General features: G+C 54.0%; 31 protein-coding genes and 1 pseudogene. 2 read left to right on the top strand and 30 right to left on the bottom strand.

From position 1 onward, the window contains the following. Window positions 1-13: 13 nt before the first annotated feature. From fosM to QWT68_RS14735, 26 genes and pseudogenes are all read right to left on the bottom strand, one after another. Window positions 14-436, bottom strand: a complete 423-nt coding sequence (fosM, locus tag QWT68_RS14855) for a FosM family fosfomycin resistance protein (RefSeq protein ID WP_290148778.1) — start codon at window positions 434-436, stop codon at window positions 14-16. Between the two features lie 46 nt (window positions 437-482). Next, window positions 483-965: an NUDIX hydrolase gene (locus QWT68_RS14850; protein ID WP_290148777.1), complete on the bottom strand. Its 483-nt coding sequence runs from the start codon at window positions 963-965 to the stop codon at window positions 483-485. A gap of 107 nt (window positions 966-1,072) precedes the next feature. Then, entirely contained in the window at window positions 1,073-1,888 is an 816-nt protein-coding gene (locus tag QWT68_RS14845) for a lipid II flippase Amj family protein (RefSeq protein ID WP_290148776.1), read from the bottom strand. An 84-nt stretch (window positions 1,889-1,972) separates the two neighbouring features. Beyond that, entirely contained in the window at window positions 1,973-2,398 is a 426-nt protein-coding gene (locus QWT68_RS14840; protein ID WP_290148775.1) for an N-acetyltransferase, read from the bottom strand. A 209-nt stretch (window positions 2,399-2,607) separates the two neighbouring features. Then, window positions 2,608-3,348: a class I SAM-dependent methyltransferase gene (locus tag QWT68_RS14835; protein WP_290148774.1), complete on the bottom strand. Its 741-nt coding sequence runs from the start codon at window positions 3,346-3,348 to the stop codon at window positions 2,608-2,610. Between the two features lie 150 nt (window positions 3,349-3,498). Further along, window positions 3,499-3,828 (bottom strand): chaperone CsaA, encoded by a 330-nt coding sequence (csaA, locus tag QWT68_RS14830; RefSeq protein WP_290148773.1) that lies wholly within the window; start codon window positions 3,826-3,828, stop codon window positions 3,499-3,501. Between the two features lie 13 nt (window positions 3,829-3,841). Then, window positions 3,842-4,906 (bottom strand): phosphotransferase enzyme family protein, encoded by a 1,065-nt coding sequence (locus tag QWT68_RS14825; RefSeq protein WP_290148772.1) that lies wholly within the window; start codon window positions 4,904-4,906, stop codon window positions 3,842-3,844. A 22-nt stretch (window positions 4,907-4,928) separates the two neighbouring features. Continuing rightward, window positions 4,929-5,912 carry a phosphotransferase gene (locus tag QWT68_RS14820; protein WP_290148771.1) on the bottom strand — a complete coding sequence of 328 codons (984 nt, stop codon included), beginning with the start codon at window positions 5,910-5,912 and terminating at the stop codon, window positions 4,929-4,931. 97 nt (window positions 5,913-6,009) lie between these two features. Then, window positions 6,010-6,222 (bottom strand): hypothetical protein, encoded by a 213-nt coding sequence (locus tag QWT68_RS14815; RefSeq protein WP_290148770.1) that lies wholly within the window; start codon window positions 6,220-6,222, stop codon window positions 6,010-6,012. Between the two features lie 15 nt (window positions 6,223-6,237). Then, window positions 6,238-7,161 (bottom strand): CPBP family intramembrane glutamic endopeptidase, encoded by a 924-nt coding sequence (locus tag QWT68_RS14810; protein WP_290148769.1) that lies wholly within the window; start codon window positions 7,159-7,161, stop codon window positions 6,238-6,240. A gap of 50 nt (window positions 7,162-7,211) precedes the next feature. Beyond that, window positions 7,212-7,511, bottom strand: a complete 300-nt coding sequence (locus QWT68_RS14805; protein WP_290148768.1) for a hypothetical protein — start codon at window positions 7,509-7,511, stop codon at window positions 7,212-7,214. A gap of 75 nt (window positions 7,512-7,586) precedes the next feature. Next, the gene (locus tag QWT68_RS14800; RefSeq protein WP_290148767.1) at window positions 7,587-7,892 is read right to left on the bottom strand and encodes a hypothetical protein; all 306 of its coding nucleotides are present in this window, start codon (window positions 7,890-7,892) and stop codon (window positions 7,587-7,589) included. 121 nt (window positions 7,893-8,013) lie between these two features. Next, the gene (locus QWT68_RS14795) at window positions 8,014-8,181 is read right to left on the bottom strand and encodes a hypothetical protein (RefSeq protein WP_290148766.1); all 168 of its coding nucleotides are present in this window, start codon (window positions 8,179-8,181) and stop codon (window positions 8,014-8,016) included. A 116-nt stretch (window positions 8,182-8,297) separates the two neighbouring features. Continuing rightward, a pseudogene (locus QWT68_RS15620) lies at window positions 8,298-8,585 on the bottom strand (DUF5694 domain-containing protein); the annotation flags it as partial. Between the two features lie 15 nt (window positions 8,586-8,600). Beyond that, a complete protein-coding gene (locus QWT68_RS14790; RefSeq protein WP_290148765.1) occupies window positions 8,601-8,753 on the bottom strand; it encodes a hypothetical protein in 153 nt (50 codons plus the stop codon). Window positions 8,754-8,767: 14 nt separating this feature from the next. Next, window positions 8,768-9,046 (bottom strand): DUF5694 domain-containing protein, encoded by a 279-nt coding sequence (locus QWT68_RS14785; RefSeq protein ID WP_290148764.1) that lies wholly within the window; start codon window positions 9,044-9,046, stop codon window positions 8,768-8,770. Window positions 9,047-9,183: 137 nt separating this feature from the next. Beyond that, entirely contained in the window at window positions 9,184-9,588 is a 405-nt protein-coding gene (locus tag QWT68_RS14780; RefSeq protein WP_290148763.1) for a hypothetical protein, read from the bottom strand. A gap of 130 nt (window positions 9,589-9,718) precedes the next feature. Continuing rightward, window positions 9,719-9,841, bottom strand: a complete 123-nt coding sequence (locus tag QWT68_RS14775; protein ID WP_290148762.1) for a hypothetical protein — start codon at window positions 9,839-9,841, stop codon at window positions 9,719-9,721. A gap of 301 nt (window positions 9,842-10,142) precedes the next feature. Next, entirely contained in the window at window positions 10,143-10,334 is a 192-nt protein-coding gene (locus QWT68_RS14770; RefSeq protein WP_290148761.1) for a hypothetical protein, read from the bottom strand. A gap of 33 nt (window positions 10,335-10,367) precedes the next feature. Further along, entirely contained in the window at window positions 10,368-10,544 is a 177-nt protein-coding gene (locus tag QWT68_RS14765) for a hypothetical protein (protein WP_290148760.1), read from the bottom strand. Window positions 10,545-10,652: 108 nt separating this feature from the next. Next, window positions 10,653-10,883: a hypothetical protein gene (locus QWT68_RS14760; RefSeq protein WP_290148759.1), complete on the bottom strand. Its 231-nt coding sequence runs from the start codon at window positions 10,881-10,883 to the stop codon at window positions 10,653-10,655. Window positions 10,884-10,917: 34 nt separating this feature from the next. Beyond that, window positions 10,918-11,166 carry a hypothetical protein gene (locus QWT68_RS14755; RefSeq protein ID WP_290148758.1) on the bottom strand — a complete coding sequence of 83 codons (249 nt, stop codon included), beginning with the start codon at window positions 11,164-11,166 and terminating at the stop codon, window positions 10,918-10,920. 118 nt (window positions 11,167-11,284) lie between these two features. After that, window positions 11,285-11,509, bottom strand: a complete 225-nt coding sequence (locus tag QWT68_RS14750; RefSeq protein ID WP_290148757.1) for a hypothetical protein — start codon at window positions 11,507-11,509, stop codon at window positions 11,285-11,287. 190 nt (window positions 11,510-11,699) lie between these two features. Next, complete coding sequence (locus QWT68_RS14745) at window positions 11,700-12,320, bottom strand: hypothetical protein (protein ID WP_290148756.1); 621 nt, start codon at window positions 12,318-12,320, stop codon at window positions 11,700-11,702. Further along, the gene (locus tag QWT68_RS14740) at window positions 12,298-12,813 is read right to left on the bottom strand and encodes an RNA polymerase sigma factor (protein ID WP_290148755.1); all 516 of its coding nucleotides are present in this window, start codon (window positions 12,811-12,813) and stop codon (window positions 12,298-12,300) included. The genes QWT68_RS14745 and QWT68_RS14740 overlap by 23 nt, the downstream gene beginning before the upstream one ends. A 166-nt stretch (window positions 12,814-12,979) precedes the next feature. After that, complete coding sequence (locus tag QWT68_RS14735; protein WP_290148754.1) at window positions 12,980-13,717, bottom strand: MerR family transcriptional regulator; 738 nt, start codon at window positions 13,715-13,717, stop codon at window positions 12,980-12,982. Window positions 13,718-13,939: 222 nt separating this feature from the next. Between QWT68_RS14735 and QWT68_RS14730 the strand changes: the two genes are divergently transcribed. Next, entirely contained in the window at window positions 13,940-15,523 is a 1,584-nt protein-coding gene (locus QWT68_RS14730; RefSeq protein ID WP_290148753.1) for a diguanylate cyclase domain-containing protein, read from the top strand. A gap of 64 nt (window positions 15,524-15,587) precedes the next feature. Here QWT68_RS14730 and QWT68_RS14725 read toward each other — a convergent pair whose 3' ends face one another. From QWT68_RS14725 to QWT68_RS14715, 3 genes are all read right to left on the bottom strand, one after another. After that, a complete protein-coding gene (locus tag QWT68_RS14725) occupies window positions 15,588-17,012 on the bottom strand; it encodes a sucrose-specific PTS transporter subunit IIBC (protein ID WP_290148752.1) in 1,425 nt (474 codons plus the stop codon). A gap of 36 nt (window positions 17,013-17,048) precedes the next feature. After that, on the bottom strand, window positions 17,049-18,551 hold the full coding sequence (locus QWT68_RS14720; RefSeq protein ID WP_290148751.1) for a glycoside hydrolase family 32 protein: 1,503 nt from the start codon (window positions 18,549-18,551) through the stop codon (window positions 17,049-17,051). 134 nt (window positions 18,552-18,685) lie between these two features. Then, a complete protein-coding gene (locus tag QWT68_RS14715) occupies window positions 18,686-19,660 on the bottom strand; it encodes a LacI family DNA-binding transcriptional regulator (protein WP_290148750.1) in 975 nt (324 codons plus the stop codon). 193 nt (window positions 19,661-19,853) lie between these two features. On the opposite strand from QWT68_RS14715, the gene QWT68_RS14710 reads away from it, so the two are divergent. Continuing rightward, window positions 19,854-21,449, top strand: coding sequence for an aspartate:alanine exchanger family transporter (locus tag QWT68_RS14710; RefSeq protein WP_290148749.1), 1,596 nt, complete (start codon window positions 19,854-19,856; stop codon window positions 21,447-21,449). A gap of 43 nt (window positions 21,450-21,492) precedes the next feature. Here QWT68_RS14710 and QWT68_RS14705 read toward each other — a convergent pair whose 3' ends face one another. Beyond that, window positions 21,493-22,674 (bottom strand): MFS transporter, encoded by a 1,182-nt coding sequence (locus tag QWT68_RS14705; protein ID WP_290148748.1) that lies wholly within the window; start codon window positions 22,672-22,674, stop codon window positions 21,493-21,495. Window positions 22,675-22,688 lie beyond the last annotated feature (14 nt).

Here is a 22,688-nt window from a genome sequence, read left to right as displayed (position 1 = left end):
TTGCCCGTTTGGATCAATCATAAAATTCCATGTGCGCCTTTTCCTCACGGTAATAAGACAAGCGATCTTCCAATGTTCCCGTGTGAAATTCAAACTTATGGCCATCCGGGTCCGTAAAATAAATGGATTTTTTATCCCGCTCATCCCTTGGTCGTCCATTTAGTATCGATACGCCTATCTTCTCCAATTTCAAATAAAGGCTTTCGAGTTCTGATTCATCGACTGTAAAAGCAATATGCGTATAGGATTGTCGTATTTCGTTACGCGGGATATGCGCCTCCACGTTCAGCGCAAGCCACATACCGCTCAAGTCAAAATAAGCAGTGGTACGACCCTTCGCCAGCAACTTGGCTTCGAACACGTCTTGGTAAAACTCAATGGACCGATCTAAATCAGACACAGAAAATAAAAAATGATTGAGCCCTTTCACGTGCAACTATATCCCTCCTCAGTGACCTGTAACTATATATAGACAACTCGCTTCATATAGATTGTTTTTGTAAAATGGCAAACTCAGGCTTCGTCAAGTACTCGGTGTAGACCACTTCGTTAGGGACGTCTAAATAAGCCTGATAACGATGTTGAATTGCCGGTGCTTGAATCATGTGAAGAACCTCATCACGCGGCACCCACCTACAATCCGTTGTTTCCTCTGAAGTAGTCAGTTGGCCTCCTATCGGGGTACAGACAAAATCCATCATCACTTTCGTAGGTACGTCTGTTTTGCCATCGTACCATTTATACATACCGGAATTAGAATAGACACCAATCAGGCGCGACACAGCTACGTCTATTCCGCTTTCTTCTTTAATTTCTCTTATAAGTGCATCCAATAGGTTTTCTCCCACTTCCACTTGGCCTCCCGGGAAGACCCAACCACCGTGTATAGTTTTCACCATGAGTACATTCTCGTTATCGTCTTCCACCAAGCCGCCGACCGCGACGATATGTGTTGGGAATGCCATGTAACCGCCTCCTGAATAATTTGTTCAACCGAACCTTTCGCTCACTAGACAGCTAATTTGTTACCTACTTGCAACGACTGCAAGCAACAATTCCTTACTATCATCCATCAGACGATAAACTGGGTGAACCATGAGATGTATTTTGCCCCTGGGATGAACAAGAGCTGGGCGAGCAGTGTCCCGAGGAGTCTGGAGGACACCATCATGATGGAGATATTTTTGAGCGTCTGGTAGTTTCCTCTTCCATTCACGACGTCGTCTGCCACGACGGATACTTTAGGATCGACGAAGATGACTAATAGGATGGTCGCCAATCCGTTGATCAGCCCGGATGCCATGATGGCTGTCGAGGCTCGTTCAGGTGCGAGCAAGGCGGCGTACAGTGCAGAGAGCACCCCGATCGTATAGATACCGGTGATGAGCATATTGATGACGAATAGGCGGATCGGGATGTCTTTCATCTTCGTATCCCGTAAATAGGAAAACTTCGGCAGGCTGAAATGAGTGGTGCCCCGCCGTATGTATTGCAGGGAAAATATCCTCTTCGCCAAAGAAGGGATGGATCCCCGCTCTTCCGACAAGTGGATGATCGCGCGGGAAAAGAGCGCGATGAACGTTGGGAGCAGCAGCATACCGAACAGCGTTCCGACAGTGGAAGCCCCGATCAGGAACCGGAACTGCGTCGCCACGAACTCCTGTGCATGCTCGCTCGGCGCCGTGTCGATCAGACTGCCTGTGAACGGCTGCTGCATCATATTCGCGAGGCGCGATACCATGACCATGATGTTGAAGAGTGACAAGGCAGACGCAATCAGCCGAACCCTTGCCCCGGACAAGCGGACTGCATACGCCAGGGTTTCAATGGAATGGATGATGAAGATGAACAGCGCAATGTACACTAATTTTTGAGTGAGGAAATCCATGGCATCGCCTCCTTCCAGCAGATCCTAGTATTTCAATAGCCCATGTGAAGAGACCATTTCCATCAGGTAGATCCTACATGGGTTTCACTTTCTCCATTCCATTACATATTCCTCCTGGCCGGTTTGTTCGTCGACTTCCATCCCTTGTATACGGAAGCTGTTCTTCTCATAAAAACGGACCGCTTCCTTGTTTTCCTTATAGACCTTCAGCTGGATTTCAGGCCGGCGCCCTTTTTCAAAGTCCAGCAGCTGCCTGCCTGCACCATTATTCTGAAAGGCAGGATCAACGAAGAGCGCAGCCAGATAATTGTCGACCATGGAAACGAACCCGATCACAGCGGCGGATGATAGGAATACGTGTGTCTCCGACAGCGGAATATAGATTTCTTTCATCTCCCTGATTTTCGAAGTCCAGTAGTCGGGATCGATAAAATGATGGGCTTGCAGGGACCCGTTGTACCAAATGTCCGCCACGGTGTCTATATCTGATTCCTGATAAGCTCGGATCATGACGATCCCCCCTCTTAAATTACAGAATACTTTTAACAATTATAACATGCCCTCATCGATTATCTATCTTTTCCCAGAACCTGCGTCAAGTAACAATCGACAAAAAGGACACGCAGGAAAAGCACGTCTTCACTTTCCCTGCGTGTCCTGGAAGACTCCGATGGACCAGACTTCGGTCCCTCAATGTCCGTCTCACAGCCTGTCTGCCCTTATACCTTCACGACTTTTATCCGATAGCTCAGACACTCCGCCAGACTGGCGACTTCGTGATACTCCCATGCTTCAAAATCCATTGCGCCACCTGGGAAATAGGCAACGATCTCCAAGTCCGCCTGCTTGCACAAGTCATGGATGTCATCCGGCAAATAGCAGGCCAGCGATTGGGTCATTTTTTCGTCGGGACGATCCGTCGACCACCACGTGTCCGTCATTCTGTCGAGCGCCTCGTCGTACCCATACGTCCGCGACACATCCCCCGGTAACGTCATCGTTCTGCCGCTCGTCCGCTGCCAGTACGCGGGCTGATAGATATCGATCAAGGCCGCGCCATCATTATGCAGCCAGTCGCAGATTCGCCGGAGCAGCTGAAGCTGTTCCGCGTCGGTCCCGACACCGAAGCCGTCCATATACAGCACCGCATCGAACTGACGAGGCAATTCGATATCGTAAAAGCTGCCGCATAATGAGGTGACTCCGAGTGTATGAAGCTGCCGGGCGTATTCCACCATCTCCGGCACAAGTTCCACCGTCGTCACCGACTTTCCGCGTCCTGCCAGGCATCGGGCGAGATTGCCTTTGCCTGCCCCGAGTTCCAGGACGGACGTGAACGGCCGGCCCATCTGCTCGACGACCTCGGCTGCCAACCCTTCGTCCAGCTCGGGATAGTTGATATCTTTTCCGTACAGGTCGAATTGCGTTTTATAGAATAGTTGCGCTTCGTTGATGTTCATTATAAGTCCCTCCCATAGTTTGACTGATTAGACAGTACAGGAAGAAATGAGATTCAACATCCCCATGAGTGCATGCCTCCGATTCGTTGTTTTAATGGGTGCCCTGACACTGAGCGGGCGGGCTTCCTTCCTGCTGCTATACAGCCGATTTCAGGAAATCACCGTCCCGTTGGCAACCGGCTGATCGGGCCGCAGCAGCACGACGTCATCCTCACCCGGTACGCCCCCGATCACCAGAACTTCGGATTTGAAGCCGGCAATGCGTCTCGGCGGGAAATTCACGACAGCGACGACTTGTGTGCCAATGAGCTGATCCGGTTCATATCGTTTCGTGATTTGAGCTGAGGACTGTTTAATGCCGAGTTCCCCGAAGTCGATGTCCAGCTTGATCGCAGGTTTTCGCGCTTCCGGAAAAGGAGCCGCCTGCAGCACGGTGCCCACACGGATATCCAGTTTCAAAAAATCTTCGATTGCCGCCAATTGCATCACCTTCTTAAGTGTTTTTCACTCTCTTTTTGAACTCACCACTATTCCCCGAATTAAAATACTTCGGGCAGTCCTGCTGCAACGAATCATAGATGCCTTGCAGCTTACGCTCTGCTCGCTCGTTTTCTCCGCGAGCCCTGAGCTGTTCAAGGGAATCGTCATCATAGCGGATGTCTGTGAACCAAAAGGCCGACGCTACGGAATACATGCATTCCGCAGCCATTCTCTCTTCTTTCGTCAATGCCCGTTCTGAACAATAGCCTTCGCAGAACACTCGGAACAGGTCAGGTCGGCTTTCTTCCAATATACCTTCTGCCAGAGGCATTTCGTTTGCCGTCAACAATCCTTGCAGCACCATGTCCCCAACGAGTGTGGCGTCTCCCGCAATATTGTAATCGAAGATACCCATTGTCCCGTCAGCGACCGTCAGATTATTGATGGAGATATCCCCTTGGGTTGCCGCCCGGGGCAGTAAGTTCCAGAGCCGTTGGACGGCTTCCCGTTTTTCTTCGTAGATTCCTTTGATGCGTTCAAACAACAGAGGATCCAGTTCCCTGATAGTGCTCATTTTACGAAACGTGTCGTAACCACTGACTTCGTTGTAGCCGAGGAAGTTGAAGATCGTCTCCTTGCCGATCCGACAGCCGCCTTCTTCGGAGACCGTGTGGATCTTCCCCAGCAGCTGCCCGATATTTCTGGCGAGTGGAAAGTCGATTGCTTTGATTTCCTCCCCAAGATACTCTTCGATTGTTACGGTGAGATCGAGTCCATCCCATTGATACGGCAAGCAGTATGTTCCGTTCTTCTCATATCGCTGTGCCGTCCTGATTCCGCAGTTTCTCAAATACTCCGAAAATACACTTTGCGACTCGATTACCGAGGGAGGATGTTCCGGTTCCTTCAAGAATTTCACCACAAGGGGCGCCCGGTCTTTGAAGCCCACTTTGGCGATGGTTTTAACTTCCTTGTCAGCTTCGCTGTGATAGTCAATGAACGGTTTTATAGAGGAGACAGTCCCCTGCAGGCCGAATTGCTCCAGCACCTCAACAACAGATTGTTCCGTGATCCCCATTTCGCCAATCGCCTCTCTTCATCTATCGACCTGTTTGTCTTCGGAGTGCCGCCAAGGAGTACGCATCCAGTTCAGCAATCACGTTCGTCACACTCACAAAGAGCGCCCGCTGTTCCGGCCTCTGCCAATCCTCTTCGACTTCCGCCATGAGCCACATGACTTCGTCAAGAAACACGTGCAGCACCGCATCGTGCCATGTTTCGATTTCTGCTTCTGTCAGTGACTGGTACGTAAGGTACCCCGCCAAAAAGAGCTGCCATTCCCTCGGCGTGAAGGCGCGATGTGGAGCCGACGCATGCTCATTGTGGAATAACAGAAGTGCCAATGCCAAATCGAAAATCCGGGGAATCCACGCAGCGTTGTCCGGGTCGATCAGGACGGGTGTCTCCTGGTACACCAGATTATTCGCTTTGTAATCATGCGGGGTTTCCACCCACTTCAATGGACTGGCCTTCAACACTTCCTGCCGGCTGACCGCTTGATACAAAAGCGTCTCCAACCTTGCGCAATCCAGATTCACTTCATAGCGATCGGCCAATTTCTTAATCTTCCTCAAATGTTCTTCCACTTCGTGGTCATAGAAATCGAACACATCATATACAGGGAGTTGGAATTTATTGTCGGGAGAAGAAAGCCGGTGGATCTGCCCGAGCAGCCTGCCTGCCTGAATGATTTCCTGGTCCGTTCCCACGTAAGCTGTCCCTTCGATGTATGGATAACACACATAACAGTCATTCCCGCCACACTGCGGATTTTCTGTCGATAAATTCACAGGCGTGACAACCGGAATGCCTGCCGCTTCCAGGTGAGCGGTATACTGCACTAGCCGATCTGCCTTCTCTTTTGGCGACTGCGTTCGCTTGACGATAAAGTCCTCTATTCTGTACACAGGTGAAAAGGGATAAATGCTTTCTTGTTCACTCTCTATGTCAAATCCGAACTGACTCAGAATATGTATGCTCTTCAAGGATATCCTCCTTCCTTTAGATACCTGGGCGACAATCATGAAAGTTCAAACAAACACGATTGTTTGCTGCACAGGCACCTTTCTTGAGCGTCAGCTTTCCATGCTGCGTAATGCGGGTGACCCGGAGGTACCTTATTCAGGAGGCCCTCCCCTTCTTCTTCCGCCACGCACTCCTTATAGTAAAGAACCCCATGGTCCCGCAGATAATGACACCGAACCCGAAGAAGACCGTCCAGCCCCAATGCGTCCCCCAGTTCCTCGTAGCGGTGTACAAACAGCCCAGCGCCACTGCGAACGGACCATACGTTTCCCGCCATTCCGCATGTTTCGCTGCCTGTTTCTCTGTCATTCAGCTTCCGCTCCTTTACAAATCCGACTCCACGCGTGCAGCAGGCCGAGCACTCATCCTTTTCTTCCTGCCATACACCCAAGTCGCTGCAAACCCGATCAGGATCAGCAGCGTCGCAGCCAGACCGCCTTCGAGTCCGAAAGCGCCGCCCGTGAGCCAGGCATTGCCGCCCTCGATCGAGACATTGTAAATACCGTTCGGCGTCGTGCCACTGACCGCGAAGCCGAACACGTTCCCCTGGAAATAGTTCCACGTCATATGGTAGCCGATCGGCAGCCACAGATTGTCCGTTTCAAGAAACATATACGCGAATAGGACGCCCACGAACACGATGTTCAGCAGGCCGAGCCAGCTGACGTTCGGGTTCAAGCCGTGCGCCAAGCTGAAGACGACCGCGGACACGAGATAGACCGCCCACTTTGGATTGCCGCGGCTCAGCATCGTCGACATGACATAGCCCCGGAAGAACATCTCTTCCGACAGCCCGACGAGAATGTACATGACCAGGAAAGCGACGGTATAGGCGCTGAATGCCGGAGCGCTGAACGAATTGACCATCGAGACATTCCCTGTCGCGAGCAGCAGCAGGAAAATGACGGTGATTGAAGCAGCACCGAGAAACAGGCCATAGGCGAAATCCGCAAACGACCAGCGGAACCCGAGACTGCGGAGCGACCCTTTGTTTACAAACCGCCAGAAGATATACGTGACGACGATACTGCCGACAACCGCCCCGCCCTGCGTCAGCACATAGAGCCACGGGTGCCCGTCGTATGCCTGCAGGATGTCAATCTCCACTGAGCTGGTCAATGCAGGCAGTTCATATAGGAATAACAGCATGGCGCCGGGCAGCGAAAATATCTGCTGGGCGATCAGCATGGCGACGAGCGCCAGCAATATCAGCCAGCCCGCCCGTATTTGTCCTTTGTCATTTTTCAAGTTAGTTAGCCCCTTCCTGCGTCAATATAAAATGTCTGCGGCCTTCTCCGTCATTGAAGACCGCCTGCAAACCTGGCAATGTAAATGACTCCATATTGTCTCACTTCGTATCTATCCAAGTCGCTTCCGGTAGCTGTTTCAAACGGCGGGTCTGTCAGCGTCATATACACAGCATCCGTTTCTTCCTCAATCCCGGAAGTAAGCGCAGCCACCGGATGACCCAAGTAAAACACACAAGTTCTCACGGCTAGAGTCGGTGTTGCGTGAAGTGCATAAAACAGGATGGCCAAACTGATAAGCCCTATCATGATCCGTTGGCTGACCCCCATTTTCTTTCGGGTGGTCCCCATAAGCGCATCCCCCTTCTCTATAACTGAATTCAATTCATCTATGACTTGCGATATCCTCGTGTCACCGATCGCGGCTTACCTAGGTATATCTGTAAAGAAGTTCATAACAAAAGGATAGATATAGAGTAAAGCAAGAACAAAAAATGCAAGCAGTCCTATGATGGATACTAACAACACCCAAACTTTTTTCACTTTTAGCTGGACAAAGGCAGAGAAGAACACGAGTGCCATAAATGAAATAATCAGGATCGCCCAGCCAACAGACAGCACAGGGGCCGGATCCGGATCGGGAGCAGCAATGCTGAAGTTCGGACCGATTCCCAGGAGAAATACCGCTAGAAAGAGCAATCCATGTATCAAAAATACAGTCGCCTTAAACAAGCAAATCACCTGCTCTTTCCAGTTTTGATTGTGACAAAACAACCCGGTCATTCATTGCGCAGGCAGCCAGAAAACAAATTTCGTGACATCACGTGCTGGAATGGAGGAGTCAAGCTTTCTATCATCGTTCCGAGGTTCTTTCGTCTACAACCACCTTGATCTCTTCCAGTTTTCTGTCCATCTCGTCTAACTTATCCCGTGTCTGTTTCATGAAATTCGCAACCCTTGTAATCAAGTAAACAACTACAAGGAAATACACTAAACTTAAACCGCCATCAATCACATCCATAGGAACCTCCCGACTTTTCTCTATATTATGCCGCGCATATGACAGGACCCATTCCGTTCTCGGTGTCCAAGGGTTTGGTGTCAGTGCATCAAACATTGTTCACGACTCGCCGATATTCAGTCGAATCGACTTAACGATAAATACTTATTCGCATCCACCACATCACAAACGTCGGACTCTGCTAGAAATTGCTTTACGAGGTGAACGTGGCCGCTTCCGACCAATAGCAGCACTCGGTCTTGTGGACCTGTCATTAATCTGCGTAAATTTGTATAGATAATCAGGTTTCGCTTATACCACCAGGTTAACCAATCGGTTGCATAGTAGTTTTTCTCCTGGCCTATCATGGCGAATTCCATATAGACTTCATGCATTTCCTGGACAGTTTGCGGATCATTCAATCGCCGAAAGGCTTCGAGTTAGGAGATTTCTGCAAGCTCGCCCACTCTACGCTGCATCGGCTGGATGTAGTGCGACATGAGATGCTGATAGCGCGCAGGTTCATATGCCTCCGCATATTGCAGCACTTCGCCTAATTCGGCATATTCCGAAACGTCACCCATCCAGTCCACACAGGAAATCTCCTCTATCCGGCCTGTTTCGCTAATGGGAATCCGATCAGGTCGATTTCGTTCTTTTCAAGAGTTGTATCACCTGCTTGATACTTGGCATAGCGCTCATTCAGGGACCCTCTGTTCTCCGGAACGGCTTCCACTGCCAGCCGGGTTGGGTTAAACCGAATCAGCGCCTCCACGACTTCTTGCGATTCGGCGGTTAACGTCTCCATGCTCTTTTGGTCAACCTTCGTCAGATCTGCTGTTTCTCCAAAATGGTATACGCCTACGATCATTACTTCTGGCTTCATAATTTCCTCCCTCTACTGCGGACATTCACGAGGTTCCATATAAGTTGCAGTCAGCTCTCCCAATATCATGCGGGAGAGCTGTTAACCGATCATCCCCTGGTCGAGTGTATCGTTATTTACATTCCCAAAACACATGATCAAGGAGCAAACCCGTAAAAAATCAATGTGAACATGAACAGCGAAATTACACCGATCAGAAGCAGCAGAAGAAGCGATGCCGCATAGGCAAAGGCTATCTGCTTTGTTCCGCTGAATTGCCGTCTCACTAATTTGAACGCCACATATGCAGCCAGCACGAGCGCCGGGACAATGTACAGATACGCGAAGATCCCGACCCACTCATTCAGTTTCTGGAAGCCTCCCTCCAGAACCGGCCCTTCATATATCCGATATTTTTCCGAAATACTCGACAATCCGTAGAGGAATACAGCAGAAAGCAAGACGTAATATGCAAGGACCGGAATTTTGACAGCTTTTCTTTCTCGAAGCAGTACAAAATACATAGCCAGAATAAAAAGAAGCAGCACAATTACATTGAACATCCATCCACCTCCATGCAGCGGCTTTTATTTGGTCTTGGAGAGTGCAAGAGACTATCTTGAATGCTTTACTAAACATGTAAGTTTGGCGCACAGGCAGCTGACTCTCATTCTTGTCAACAAATCATCTGTCTTATTCGGCCTCCAAAGCCATTCGGATCTTCCGGTCGATTTCTTCATCTATATACGCGTCTTCATAGACATAGAACAGCAACACGTTTTGGGATTCGTATAGTTGATGGCTGACTATGTCCATAGTGGCCGTCTCATCCTGCCAGTCGGCCAGCCCTTTTTCACGTGCGTCCGGGGAAGGATAGATATAGAGGTTGAGCTTTTTTTCTCCAGTTCATAGACATCGGGCCGCACCTTGTTCAGTTTCATGCCGAAGACATGACTGCCCCAGACTCCTCCGCTTTCTTTTAGGGGCAGCCCTTGTTCTTTCAAGGATTCCGTTACGTTTTTACAGGTTTTCACCTCGGGCTCGTTCGCCTGGCAGGCCGCCAGTCCCCCGATCAGCAGCAGACACAGCAACATGGCTCGTTTTAAATGGCCAGTCTTCACGCTTGCCGATCCTCTGCCTGTTTCTCTTCCAACAACTCCAAAGTCTTGTCCAGCTTTCGGTCGACGTCCTCCAGTTTGCGTGCGCGGATGGTCTGTTCGGCGCTCAGTCTGGCGAAATTTTTGGCGAGAGATATGAATACTACAATGATCAGTATGAAAATGATGCCGGTGACCATTAGATTCACCATTCTCTGAGCCCCCTCTCAATCCTTAGATTTCATTCAGTTATCCAGATCTTTATCCAACCATGAGGGTTTCGCCGGCTGCTGCGGCTGTTCCTCTTGCTGACCTAAGACCGAGCGGTTGATGCCGTCCTTGACGGCTTTGAAGATGACGAGATAGAGCACGAACAAGCCGGCGAGCACGAGGATGATTGTGCCGAATAATTGGGATGCCATGTGTGTTCCTTCCTTTCCTGCAAAGCGTTCTGCTGTTTTCTAGATGTTCTGTTCATATACCGATTTCGTCTGCAGTTGGTTTCAACCCGGCAGGTCAGCTAGGCCCGCTCATCTTATCGTCCGGCGTTCCCAGGAGCGGATTGACAGCATCAGTGCCGCCAAGCTGGCGACAGCCGTTTTCCAGATGGCGCCTGCGGCAAAGCCTTCTGCGGTATAGGCCCGCACCTTCTGCCAGAGACCGGCTTCGGGGATCCAGTCGATGACATAGCCCGCTGTGAGGAAAGCAGGAAGGGACAGGATCAGGTAGACAGCTGCAAAGGTGATCAGGAAAACTTTCATAATACATTCCTTCCTCTCTATGAACAGCTGCATTTCAATTTCTCGGTCGGGCCTCTTGGTTCCCCTGTTCACGTTCTTGGAGATACCGGTCATACGCAGCCTGGACTTTGTCGGCCTTCAGGATCCGTTTCGGGACTAGTTCGGTATGGAGGTCCCTGATATATAGGCAGGTCCGGAAGAGGATGGCGAGGACGATGACGCCTGCCACATAGGCACCGACCGGGTCAGCCGCCGCCAGGATCCCTAACAGGACGGCCGCTGCGATACATGCCAGCAGTTTCATTCCATCACTTCCTTCTTAGTTTGCTGCGGAAGGCCGGTGCCTTCCGCTTCCATCGGCTGAACCGGCTCCTGTGTCTGGTTTGACAGCAGTCTGTCTTCTTATTGAATATGGTCAAGAATCAAAAATACATATAGACAACGGTCGTGAGGATAAAGCAGCCCGCTGCTGCGAGCAGTCCCCCTGTCACCTTTTGGCCTTGCCGGAATGATTGGACGGCCAGTGCCGCAAACATCAGGCCGATTGCCAGTTCCATGGACTTCATCACAATAGCACTATGGCTGACCAGGCTCCAGATGCCCAGTGCCAATGCAGCACTAGCTAGTACCAGAACAATTATCTTCATCGGGTGACCCCTCCTGACGTTTTCCGGTCTATCATCCACGGCGGAAACTGCCGCACAGTCTTACCAGATCATTCCTATTCTTAATATGATTATAGCACGCAATATTCCGATATCTATCTTTTCTTTAGGATTCGATATCCGAAACTATTGAAAACGGACACCTCCTTTTTCGGTGTCCGCCCAGTCAGTTTCACTCTGTGTAGTTGTTGACGCTGTATGTGATGCCATCCTCTCCGGTGAATTGCCGCGGTGCGGTCTTTTCCAGTGTGTAGGAAAAGCCGTTTTCCCCTGGTATGGTGATCGTGTACAGATCGTTTTTCTTTTTGACGGTGTAGTCCGGATAGTCGCCTGGCTGCATCGTCAATTTGGCGAGTTTCGCCTGGTGCTCTTCCGCCATTTTCTCCGCTTCCGCCTGCGTGATATTGACGTTCCCCATGAACGTCTCGCTGACATTTGTATTCTCGATATGCAGGTTGTTTTCCTGGAACACAATATAGTAACTGATCACATCGTTCCGGCTCGTCTGTTCCATAATCATGCCTGACCACGAGTCGGTGACGTCTTTTGCGAACCACCCATTGACGGAGGCACCCGGCTTGCCGATCAGCACGGTGGTTGCTGAGATGATTCCGATCAGCAGGATGAAGGAGACCAACAGCGGCTGCCAATGCAGGATACGCTTCGCAGGACTTGGCTGCTTCGCTGAGAACACCGCCTGGCGCATGGCACGTTTCCGGGCGGGCGTTGGCTCAAACGGTTTCCGCAGGTTTTCAAGCTCCCGGTTCAGTTCATCGTCTGTGTAACGTGTCACGGGACATGCCCCCTTTCTCGAGTTCCGTCTTGAATGCGTCCAATGCACGCTTCAGCGTCATCTTTACTTTGCTTTCCGAACTGTCAAGGATGGCCGCCGTGTCTTTCGTTGAAAATCCCTGGATGTGCCGCAGCAGGATCACCTGCTGCTGATTCTTCTTCAGTTTGCAGAGCGCTTCATAGAACGCCGCTTCTTGTTCACTCAGCATTACGGCCTCTTCGGAGGATGGATGCGTGCCAAACAGACCGAAGTCGGTCCCCAGATAATGGAGCAGCGGCTGTTTCTGGCGGAAGTGGTTCATGGCCGTTGTATAGGCGATCCGGAAGATCCATGTCCTGACAGCGGACCGTCCCTCGAATTGACTGGCGTTCTCCACTACTTTCACGAATGTCTCCTGTGTCAGCTCCTCTGCAATATGCGGATTCCGCACCTGTATGAGGATGTAGCTGTAGACGGCGTCCGCATGCTCGTCGAACCATTGTTCTGCAGACATCCCTTCACCTCTCTTCTCTTACTTAGACACCGATTCCCGGAAATGGTCACACTTTCCTTTCATTATTTCATAGTCCGGGTTTGACGGCATAAAAAATCGGCCGTTCTCCACTGATTGTGAAGCCCGGCCGCACTTTAATTTCCTATTTCCCTGCCAGATGTCCTTGTCATGCTGATCCGTCCTGAAGCCGTTCCGCATAGACCGCCATTGCCTGTTGCATGAAGGCCGCGAGTCCGGTGCCGAAACGGTCGATGCTTTGCGTGAACCGCTCGTCTGCCGTATACATCTCTCCGAGCCCTGCAAAGGCTTGTGGGGTATACGTGCCGATCGTGTTCAGGAAGCGGTACCAGTCGCCGATCACGGCTTGTGCTTCCTCGGAGTCCGGGGCCTGCTGCCGGATGGCAGCCAGGCTGCGGAAGATTTCATTCATCCGGTCCTCCGCTTCCTTGCCGAATCCTTGGAGGGCGGCGTTCGTCTTCTCGACCGTCTCGCTGCCCCATCGTTCCTTCGCTTCGTCTTCGTATGGGTTCTGGCTGAAGTCGAACCCTTTGAACCGTTCTTCGTGTGTCATCATATGTTCCCCTCTTTCTTCTTGGATGGATTGGTCGATCGTCTCAAGCATCAGCGCGAGCTGGCGCTGTTTGGCGAGCAGCTGGTTTCGCTGGTCCTCCAGCACCGCCAGCCGGTCGAATGCCGGATCGCCGACGATGTCTCCGATCTCCTTCAACGGAAAGCCGAGCTCCCGGTAATAGAGGATGCTCTGCAGTCTCCGCAGGTTATCGTCCGAGTAGATCCGATAGCCGGCGTCCGTCACGCGGTCCGGCGACAGGAGACCGATTTCGTCGTAGTGATGGAGCGTGCGGACACTGACGCCTGCGAGTTCCGCGGCTTGTTTGATGTGCATGCGTGATTCCTCCTCCCTGACTTCAGTGTAAGCTGTCACGCAGCGTGAGAGTCAACCGGTCTTTTTCTTTTTCTTGGAGAAACATCTCCCGCTTTCGAAAATGCCTACTTATTTCATCCGGATGCCGAATTACCGGTGTGCATGTAAAGACTTCCTTGATTTCCATATATGGAATTCGGTACGATAGTCTCATAACTTGTCAATGTGGAGGCGTTTTACATAGTGAGTATACATCGGCTGCGGACGCGGTTGTCTTTGTCGTTCGCCATTTTCGCTTTTCTCGCCATTGCTGTCCTCAGTCTGATCATCGGACAGCGGGCGGTGAAGCAGGTGGAGACCGAGATCGGGAGCGCGCTTGGGGAGACCGCCCACCTTATGGCGGATAAATTGGATCACTTCATGTGGTCCCGGTACGGGGAGACCCAGCTGCTCGCCACCCTGCCTGAACTGCAGCAGCCGGACAATCCGGAAGCGATCAGCCGGCTCGTCAACCAGCTGAACGAGACGTTCCCGTCGTTCTCCTGGATCGGGTTCACGGACCCGGACGGCACGGTGCTCGCATCGACGGATGACATTCTGAAAGGCGTGGATATTTCGGAGCGGCCCGTCTACATGGAGGCACTGGAGAAACCGTTCATCGGCGATGTGCACGAAGCGGTGCTGCTGGCAGACCTGCTGCCGAATCCGAGCGGTGAGGAGATGAAGTTCGTCGATATCAGCACGCCCGTCTTCAATGCAGAGGACAAGCTGGTCGGGGTGCTCGCGACCCATCTCAGCTGGACGTGGCTGAAGGAAGTGAAGACGTCGATGGCGGAGACGCTGAAGGATCGGGAGGATGTCGAGTTCTTCATCGTCAGTCCGGCGGCGTCGGATATTGTGCTCGGTCCGGACGGGATGCTCGGGAAGACACTCGATACGGACAGCCTGCAGCTGGCCAGTGAGGGGAATTCGGGATGGACCCGCGAAGTCTGGCCGGACGGCAAGGAGTATTTGACGGGGTTCATGCAGGAACGGGGCTACGAGGAATATCCGGGTCTCGGCTGGTCGATCCTCGTGCGGCAGCCGGTGGAGGAAGCGTATGCACCTGCCCGTGAACTGATGATGTACTTCGTCGTCACCGGTATCCTGCTCGTCGTAGCGGCGGCTGTCGCCGGTATGATCCTCGCCGGCTGGATGACCCGCCCGCTCAACCGGATCACGCGCGTTGCGGATCGGCTCCGGGGCGGGGAGAACGTGGAAATCCCGCCGTACCGCGGCATCACGGAAATCGAGATCCTGTCCGATTCGCTGCGGACGCTCGTTGCAGATCTGACGTCCGCCGAGAACCGGGCGCAGCATGATGAACTGACGCGCTTGCCGAACCGCTATGCGCTCGATGCGTATTTCGAGGAGCGGGAACAGGATGCAGAGACACTTGCCGTCCTGTATCTGGATCTTGACGGCTTCAAGGCGGTCAACGATACGTATGGTCACGCCGCCGGTGATCAGCTGCTGCGGCAGGTGGCGGACCGGGTGCGTTCGGTTGCCGGCATCAGGGATCTCGCTGTCCGGATCGGCGGGGATGAGTTTGTCGTCGTCCTGCGGGATCCGCAAGATGCCGGGAAGATGGGACGGCTGACCGGCGAGAAACTGATCCGTCTGCTGAACGGACCGTTCCATCTGGACGACGGGACCGTATCGATCGGCTGCAGTGTCGGGTTGTCTGTCTGGACAGCGGGCGGCAGTATCAGCAGTACATTACGTGAGGCGGATGAACGGCTGTACAAAGCGAAACGGGCCGGCAAGAACCGGCTCGTGTCGGAATGATACGGATATGAAACAGGCGATGCGGAATGAATTCCCGCATCGCCTGTTTCTGTGTTCGGCATTTTCATCTGCCGACCGCGTGATCATCTTGCGTCCGTTTCAGCATGGAATCGTTGTAGCCGAACAGCCAGGTCAGAACGAACGCGACCACTGCGCCGATCAGGTTGGCGACAATATAGAGCGGCAGCTGGCTGTTCAGGTAGAGCAGCGCGCCCGGAATGACGGTGATTGCCATGCCGGTCGCTTTCAGACCGACGAGCGATGCAAAGAATCCACCTGCCGCCCCGCCGATCAGCCCCATGACGAAGGGCTTCATGTAGCGCAGTGTCACGCCGAAGATCGCCGGCTCGGTGATCCCGAGAAACGCGGAGAACGATGATGGCAGTGCGAGCGCTTTCAGTTTTTTATCCTTCGTTTTCAGACCTACGGCGAGTGCCGCAGCCCCCTGTGCCGCAACGGCTGCCGTGACAATCGCGTTATAAGGGTTCAAGCCGTCTTGGGCGAGCAGCTGGATCTCCAGGAAGTTGAATACGTGATGGACCCCCGTGATGACGATGATCTGGTTGAAGAACCCGATCAGGAGACCCGGAACCCCGAACGGCAGGCCGAGGATCTCGACAGTCGCCGCCATGACACCGATTTCAACGGTGTGGAAGATCGGCCCGATGACGAACAGGCCGAGCATGATCATGATCAGCAGCGTCAAGAACGGTGTCAGGATGAGGTCAAGCGCTTCCGGTGTCCGTTTGCGGAGCCAGCGCTCGAGCTTGGCCCCGACAAAGCCGATGAAAAACGCAGGCAGCACGGATCCCTGGTAGCCCGTCACTGGCAGGAAACCAAAGAACAGCATCGGGTCGGCATCCCCGCTGCCGACGGAATACGCATTCGGCAGTGCCGGGTTGACGAGCATGAGCCCGAGCACGATCCCGAGCACAGGGCTTCCTCCGAACACCCGGAACGCCGACCAGGCGATGAGCGCCGGCAGGAAGGCGAACGCCGTATCCGTCAGCACTTGTGTGAACAGGATGAAGTTCTCAGGAATCGATTCCGGCGTCAGTCCGAAGACGGACAGCACCGCCTCCTGCGTCAGCAGACCCCGCAGCCCCATGAAAAGACCTGTCGCAACGAGGACCGGGATGATCGGGACGAAAACATCCCCGAATGTCCGGATGAGCCGCTGGAACGGGTTGCCCCGGTCTTTCGTCTGCTGCTTCATGTCCGATTTGGTGACGCCCGTCGCCCCGAGTGATTCCACTTCCTCAAAGATCCGGTTGACCGTTCCGGTGCCGAAGACGATCTGGTACTGTCCCGAGTTGAAGAAGGCCCCTTTCACTTTGTCGATGGATTCGATCTGTTCTTCGTCGATCTTCGTACGGTCATGGACGATGAATCTCAATCGTGTGGCACAGTGGGCCACCGATTGGATATTGTCCCGGCCTCCGACTGCTTCAATGACTTCTTCTGCGATCTTGCGGTTTTCTGCTGACATGGTATTCCCTCCTATTCAGTCTGTTTTCGGTTCTTTTTAAAGTATCCGTTCATTCTTAAAGGCAATCCCATCCAGCGTCCAGTGGCGGAACGAAAGCTTTGCTGTGCCGCCCTCCGCCTGCACCCGGATGCCCGTCGAGTCCTCTCCCGGGAAGATCCGGCTTGTCATGACGGCGTCCCCGTCGTTGATGAAGATCTCGACACTCGAGACGTCGACAAGGATCCGCAGCTGCTGCAGCGGCCGGCTGAGTACGGTGATGCGTGCATGTCCTTCCGAGGCGTTGACCGGCTCCCCGCTCCTGGAGCGGTCGAAGATGAGCTGCTGCGCGTTCCGGTCGTAGGTGATCCGGGTATATTCCAGCCCGCGCACCCGCAGATCGATGTGGACTTCATCCGCAGTGACGTCCTGCACGTCTGTCTGCAGTTCATAGCAATCCCCGCCGAACGGCAGCAGTTCCGGCTGTCCGGCGGCTGTCAGTTCCATAGTGGCCGCCTGTTCCGCAGGCTTATTCCACGATGCCGGCAGCCGCTGTTTCAGGCGCCCCTCCTCGACGGTGAGCACACGGGGCAGCGTCATGCAGTTCGCCCAGCCGTCCTTATCTGTCGGATACGGCAGCTGCGGGACCGCCATCCAGGCGATCAGGATGCGCGTTCCGTCCGGTGCTTCCATCGTCTGGGGCGCATAGAAATCGAAGCCATTGTCGAGTTCCGTGAAAGGCCCGTGATGGAAGATACCCGTTTCGAGATCGAACTCTCCGCTTATGTATCCTGCGTGAAACAGATTGTTGCGGCTCAGCCCTTCAGGTTTCAGGCCGAGCGGCGAAAAGACTAAGAAGTCTGTGCCCTGGAGTGAGAACAGATCGGGGCATTCCCACATATAACCGAATGCGCCGAGTTCCGTCCTGACTTCGCCGATGAAGTGCCAGTCATGCAGATCTTCGGATTTGTACAGCAGCGCAGCGCCTGTCTGGTCTGTCTGCTGCGCACCGATGACACAATAATACATGCCGTCTTCTTTCCACAGCTTCGGATCCCTGAGCTCTTGTGTAAACCCATCCGGCACCCCGGTGATGACAGGACGGGGCCATTTCGTGAATACCCCCTGCCGGTCCAGCTTTGCCATACATTGGTAGGGCGTGCGGAGCCATTTCTCATCCCGAGTGTTGCCCGTGTAGAAGAGCATCAGGTCCTCACCCGCCTGGAGCGCGCTGCCGGAGTAGACGCCGTGCGAGTCATACGGCGTGTCGGGCGACAGGGCAATCCCTTTGTTCTCGAAAGTCACCAAGTTATCTGAAACAGTATGATACCAATACTTCAAGCCGTGCGCAGGACCGAGCGGAAACCATTGGTAGAACAGATGATACTGACCGTTGTACCAGCTGAACCCGTTCGGATCGTTGAGCAGTCCGGCAAGCGGCTGCACGTGGTATTTCTGTCGCCATGGCGCATTCGCGACGGCTTTTGTGAGTTCATCATATTCTTCCGGGTCCACCGAGTCGAGCCTGCGGTAGCGCTCCTCCCTCGTCCAGTGAACAGCCATGCAATCCCTCCTTCATATTACGGAACCGGTTCCAAATGAATTTCATAGAAATCAGCCCGCTGTTCCGCGGGGCTGGTCTCTGTTTCTCAGTTTCTATGAATCCAGTCTATTACCCGTTCGCAGAAAAGTCAACATTATTTGACAGCGCTTTCCTGTATCAGCAATTCGTGCTTGAGCGGCGGGCAGTCAGCCGGTTCCTCGCCTGCCAGTATGCCAAGAAGCACACAGCCGGCTTCCGCTCCCGCTTCGCGGAAAGCAAAACGGACTGTCGACAGGCCCGGCGATACGGCGGAAGCGAGTGAATACCCGCCAAACCCGGTGATGCCGATATCCTGCGGTACGGACAGTCCCGTGTCGCGGATGGCCTTCAGAGCGCCAATCGCCATGTCGTCCGTCGCGCACAGGATGATGTCCGGCTTGTGTGATGTAAGAATCTCCGCGGCCGCCCGTGCAGCGGCCTCCATCTCGAATCCTGTTTCATAGGATGTCAGACGGACTCCGCCATCCGACAAGCCGTCTTCGATCCCCTGCCGGCGCAGCACGCCGATCGCTTCGTCTTCCGGCGTGACGCCGATATAGACCGCATCCCGGTACCCTTGGGCTGCCACGTAGTCCGCCAGATCCCTGCCCGCTTTGTAATCATCATAGACGAGGCTCGGAATCCCTTCACACCGCTGCCCGAGCAGGACGACAGGAATCCCGACCTCCCGGATCGCTGCGATATGAGCATCCGTGATCACTGTTGCGAACAGCACGATGCCGTCCACTTTCTGTTTTGCCATGGCGTACAGACTCTCGATCTCACGTTCTGCGCTCAGATCGGCATTGACGATGAGCAGCTGATGGGAACGGTCCCGCAGGTAGGCATCCAGCCCGCTCAGCGTCTGCATGGCGGATCGGGACGTCAGCCGCGGCACGATCGCCCCGATCATCGCTGTCCGTTTGGCCCGCAGGCTCTGTGCAAACTTATTCGGCCGGTAGCCGGTTTCGCCGATGATGCGGGCCAGTTTTTCCTGCATCGGTTTACTGACGGATCCCCCGTTCAAATAACGGGAGACCGTACTTTTGGAAACGTTCGCGATTTTCGCGATATCTTGTATGGTTTTCAAAGAGGATTCCTCCTGATGATTGTTTTCCGGTGACCGCTGCCCAACTGGACATGTGTCCATCATACAGTATCGGCACCTATGCGGAGTCCGCCTGTCGAGACTGCCCGGATGGTTCCCCGAAATCCGCATGCATGCAACTGCCGGGTCTGCTGCAGTATACTAAGGGAAGTTAGTCTCATGCAGAGGTGATTGGATGGACACGTTGCGGTCGCTGTTGGATGAACCGCTGATCTTATTGTTTGTAATCTTGTTTCTCGGCTCCTGGTTCGGTTCCCTGTCGGTGAAAGGGCTAAACCTCGGCGCAGCAGGTGTCCTGCTCGTTGCGATGGTGTTCGGCCATTTCGGTTTCGCGATATCACCGGTGATCCAGAACTTCGGACTGAGCCTGTTCATCGTCGGTGTCGGTCTGCAGGCCGGACCGAAGTTTTTCCGCATGCTGCGGACGAGCGGACTGATTTTCGGCATCCTGTCTGTGCTGATCATCGTTTCCGCTGTTATTGCAACGATTGCTGTTGCGAAAGTGTTCCATCTCGCACCGGCGCTCAGTGTCGGCCTCATGACAGGCGCACTGACGAGCACACCGGGACTTGCGGCCGCACTGCAGGCGACACATGACCCGCTCGCATCCGTCGGGTATGGGATCGCCTATCCGTTCGGTGTCTTGGCGGTCGTGCTGTTCGTCCAGCTGCTGCCGCGGATTGGTAAAATCGACCTGCAGAAGGATCTGGAGGAGACTGTCAATCCGATCCGGACCGCCGGCTCCCCGGTCCTCGTGACGCTGGAAGTGACCAACCCGATGCTGAACAGAAACAGTCTGAGCGAACTGAATTTCTCGCCGTACGACGCGGTCGTCAGCCGGGTCATCCGGGACGGTCACACAATGATCGCCCTCGGTGACACGATCCTGCTGGAAGGGGACCTTCTCGTCATCGTCGGCAACGAGATGAACCTGGAAGGGCTCACCGCCTATGTCGGCCGGCCGGCGGAAACCGATCTGGTGAATCCGGATAACGTGCATCTGCGGAAAGTCACGGTCGATTCCGATGAAGTGGTCGGCAAAACGCTGAAAGAGCTGCGTCTGCGGAAAGACCATGGCACCACGGTGACACGCATCACACGGGAAGGGATCGAACTGACACAGAACCCGAACCTGCCGCTCATCCGCGGGGACGTTCTGACGATCGTCAGCACCGATCAGCGGCTCGATGAAGTCGAGGACCTGTTCGCACGTAAAAAGCTTGCCGTCACAAATCTTGATATCTTTTCCATCAGCGTGACGCTGCTGCTCGGCGTCCTGCTCGGCATGGTGCCGATCCCGCTGCCCGGACTCGGCACCATCAAACTGGGCACCGCGGGCGGACCGCTGTTCGTCGCCCTGATCATCGGCCATTTCGGTAAACTCGGTCCGATCCACGTCCGCTATTACGGACCGTCGAACCATGTCATCCGGGAACTCGGTCTCGTACTGTTCCTTGCAGGTGCCGGGACGACTGCCGGAGCGGGCATCGTCGAAGTGATCCAGACGGAAGGCGTCAAGCTCATTTTCGGCGGCATCATTATTACGCTGGTGCCTATCATCGCGGGCTATTTCGCAGCCCGCAAGCTGCTGAAGCTGAGCGTCGTGCACTCGCTCGGCGGCCTGTCCGGCGGGATGACGAGCACACCGGCGCTCGGCGCGCTCAACCAGCTCATCGATTCGGAGGATCCGGCGATCGCCTATGCCGCCGCCTACCCGTTCGCCCTCATCCTGGTCGCTGTCGCGTCACAGCTGATCGTGTTTTTCCTATAGCAAACCCCCTTTGGCAAGTAAGCCAAAGGGGGTTTTCCATGTCTCAGAGCGGCTGATGGACGGGGTCATTTGTCGCATCCTTCCGCCGTGTCCAGACGAAGGCAAGGACAGCACCTCCGATCAGTACGATCGTTGCGAAGTAGAACGGATAATCGAGGTCGATATCGAACAGCATGCCGCCGAGGATCGGGCCGAATACGTTGCCGATACTGGTGAACATGGAGTTCATACCGCCGACGAAGCCTTGTTCATTGCCCGCGATCTTGGATAGATACGAAGTTGCCGCCGGCCGGATCAGGTCGAAGCCTACGAACACGACGATCGTAACCGCGAGGATCGCCGCATAGTGTGTCACAACCGTCATGGCTGCGACAAGCACCGCAGAGAACACAAGACACCAGAAGATCAGCATCTTTTCTCCCATCTTCTTGGCGAGCCGGTCGAACAGGACGACTTGTGCCACCGCCCCGACAATTCCGCTGCCCGTGATGATGATCGCGATATCCCCTGGCGTGAAGCCGAATTTATGGTCGACGAACAGGCTGAAGATCGACTCGAACGACGCAAGACCGAATGACAGGACGAAGATCAGGAGGAACACGATGAAATAGATCGGTGCAAAGATTCGCGTAAAGCCCGGTTTCTTCTGATTTCCCGACTCCTCATACTGCCGCTCAGGCTCCCGCAGCATGACCAGGGAGAAAATCGCTGCGAACAACGCGAGCCCGGCAGCGAAGAAGAACGGGACCCGGGTGCCGAGTCCCGCGAGGAACCCGCCGATCCCCGGCCCGAGGATGAACCCTGTCGAAATGGCCGCCGACATGTAGCCGAGTGCTTTCGCCCGGGTTTCATTCGTCGTGATATCGGCGATGAACGCAGTGACTGCCGGCATGATGAACGCCGCACTCACACCGCCGACAATCCGCGAAGCGAACAGGACGGTCAGCGACTGACCGATTGCGAACAGCAGCTCGGAGAAACTGAACATGAGCAGTCCCGCTACGATCATCTTCTTCCGGCCGATCGAGTCGACCCAGCGGCCGGACAGCGGGGAGGCCAGCAGCTGGGCGATCGCGAAGAACGCGACCATATAGCCGACCACCTGCCCCGACAGATGCAGTTCGTTCATGAGGGTCGGCATGACCGGGATGATCAGCCCGATGCCGAGGAACGCGATGAGCAGATTGGCGAGAAGCAGCCAAAGCGTCAGGGATGTTTTCTTCATAGGGGCACGCTCCA

It is taken from the genome of Sporosarcina trichiuri, assembly GCF_030406775.1.
Taxonomy (GTDB): Bacteria; Bacillota; Bacilli; order Bacillales_A; family Planococcaceae; genus Sporosarcina; species Sporosarcina trichiuri.
The sequence above is the reverse complement of the archived record's forward strand: the minus strand, read 5'-3'. Positions and strand labels throughout refer to the sequence as shown.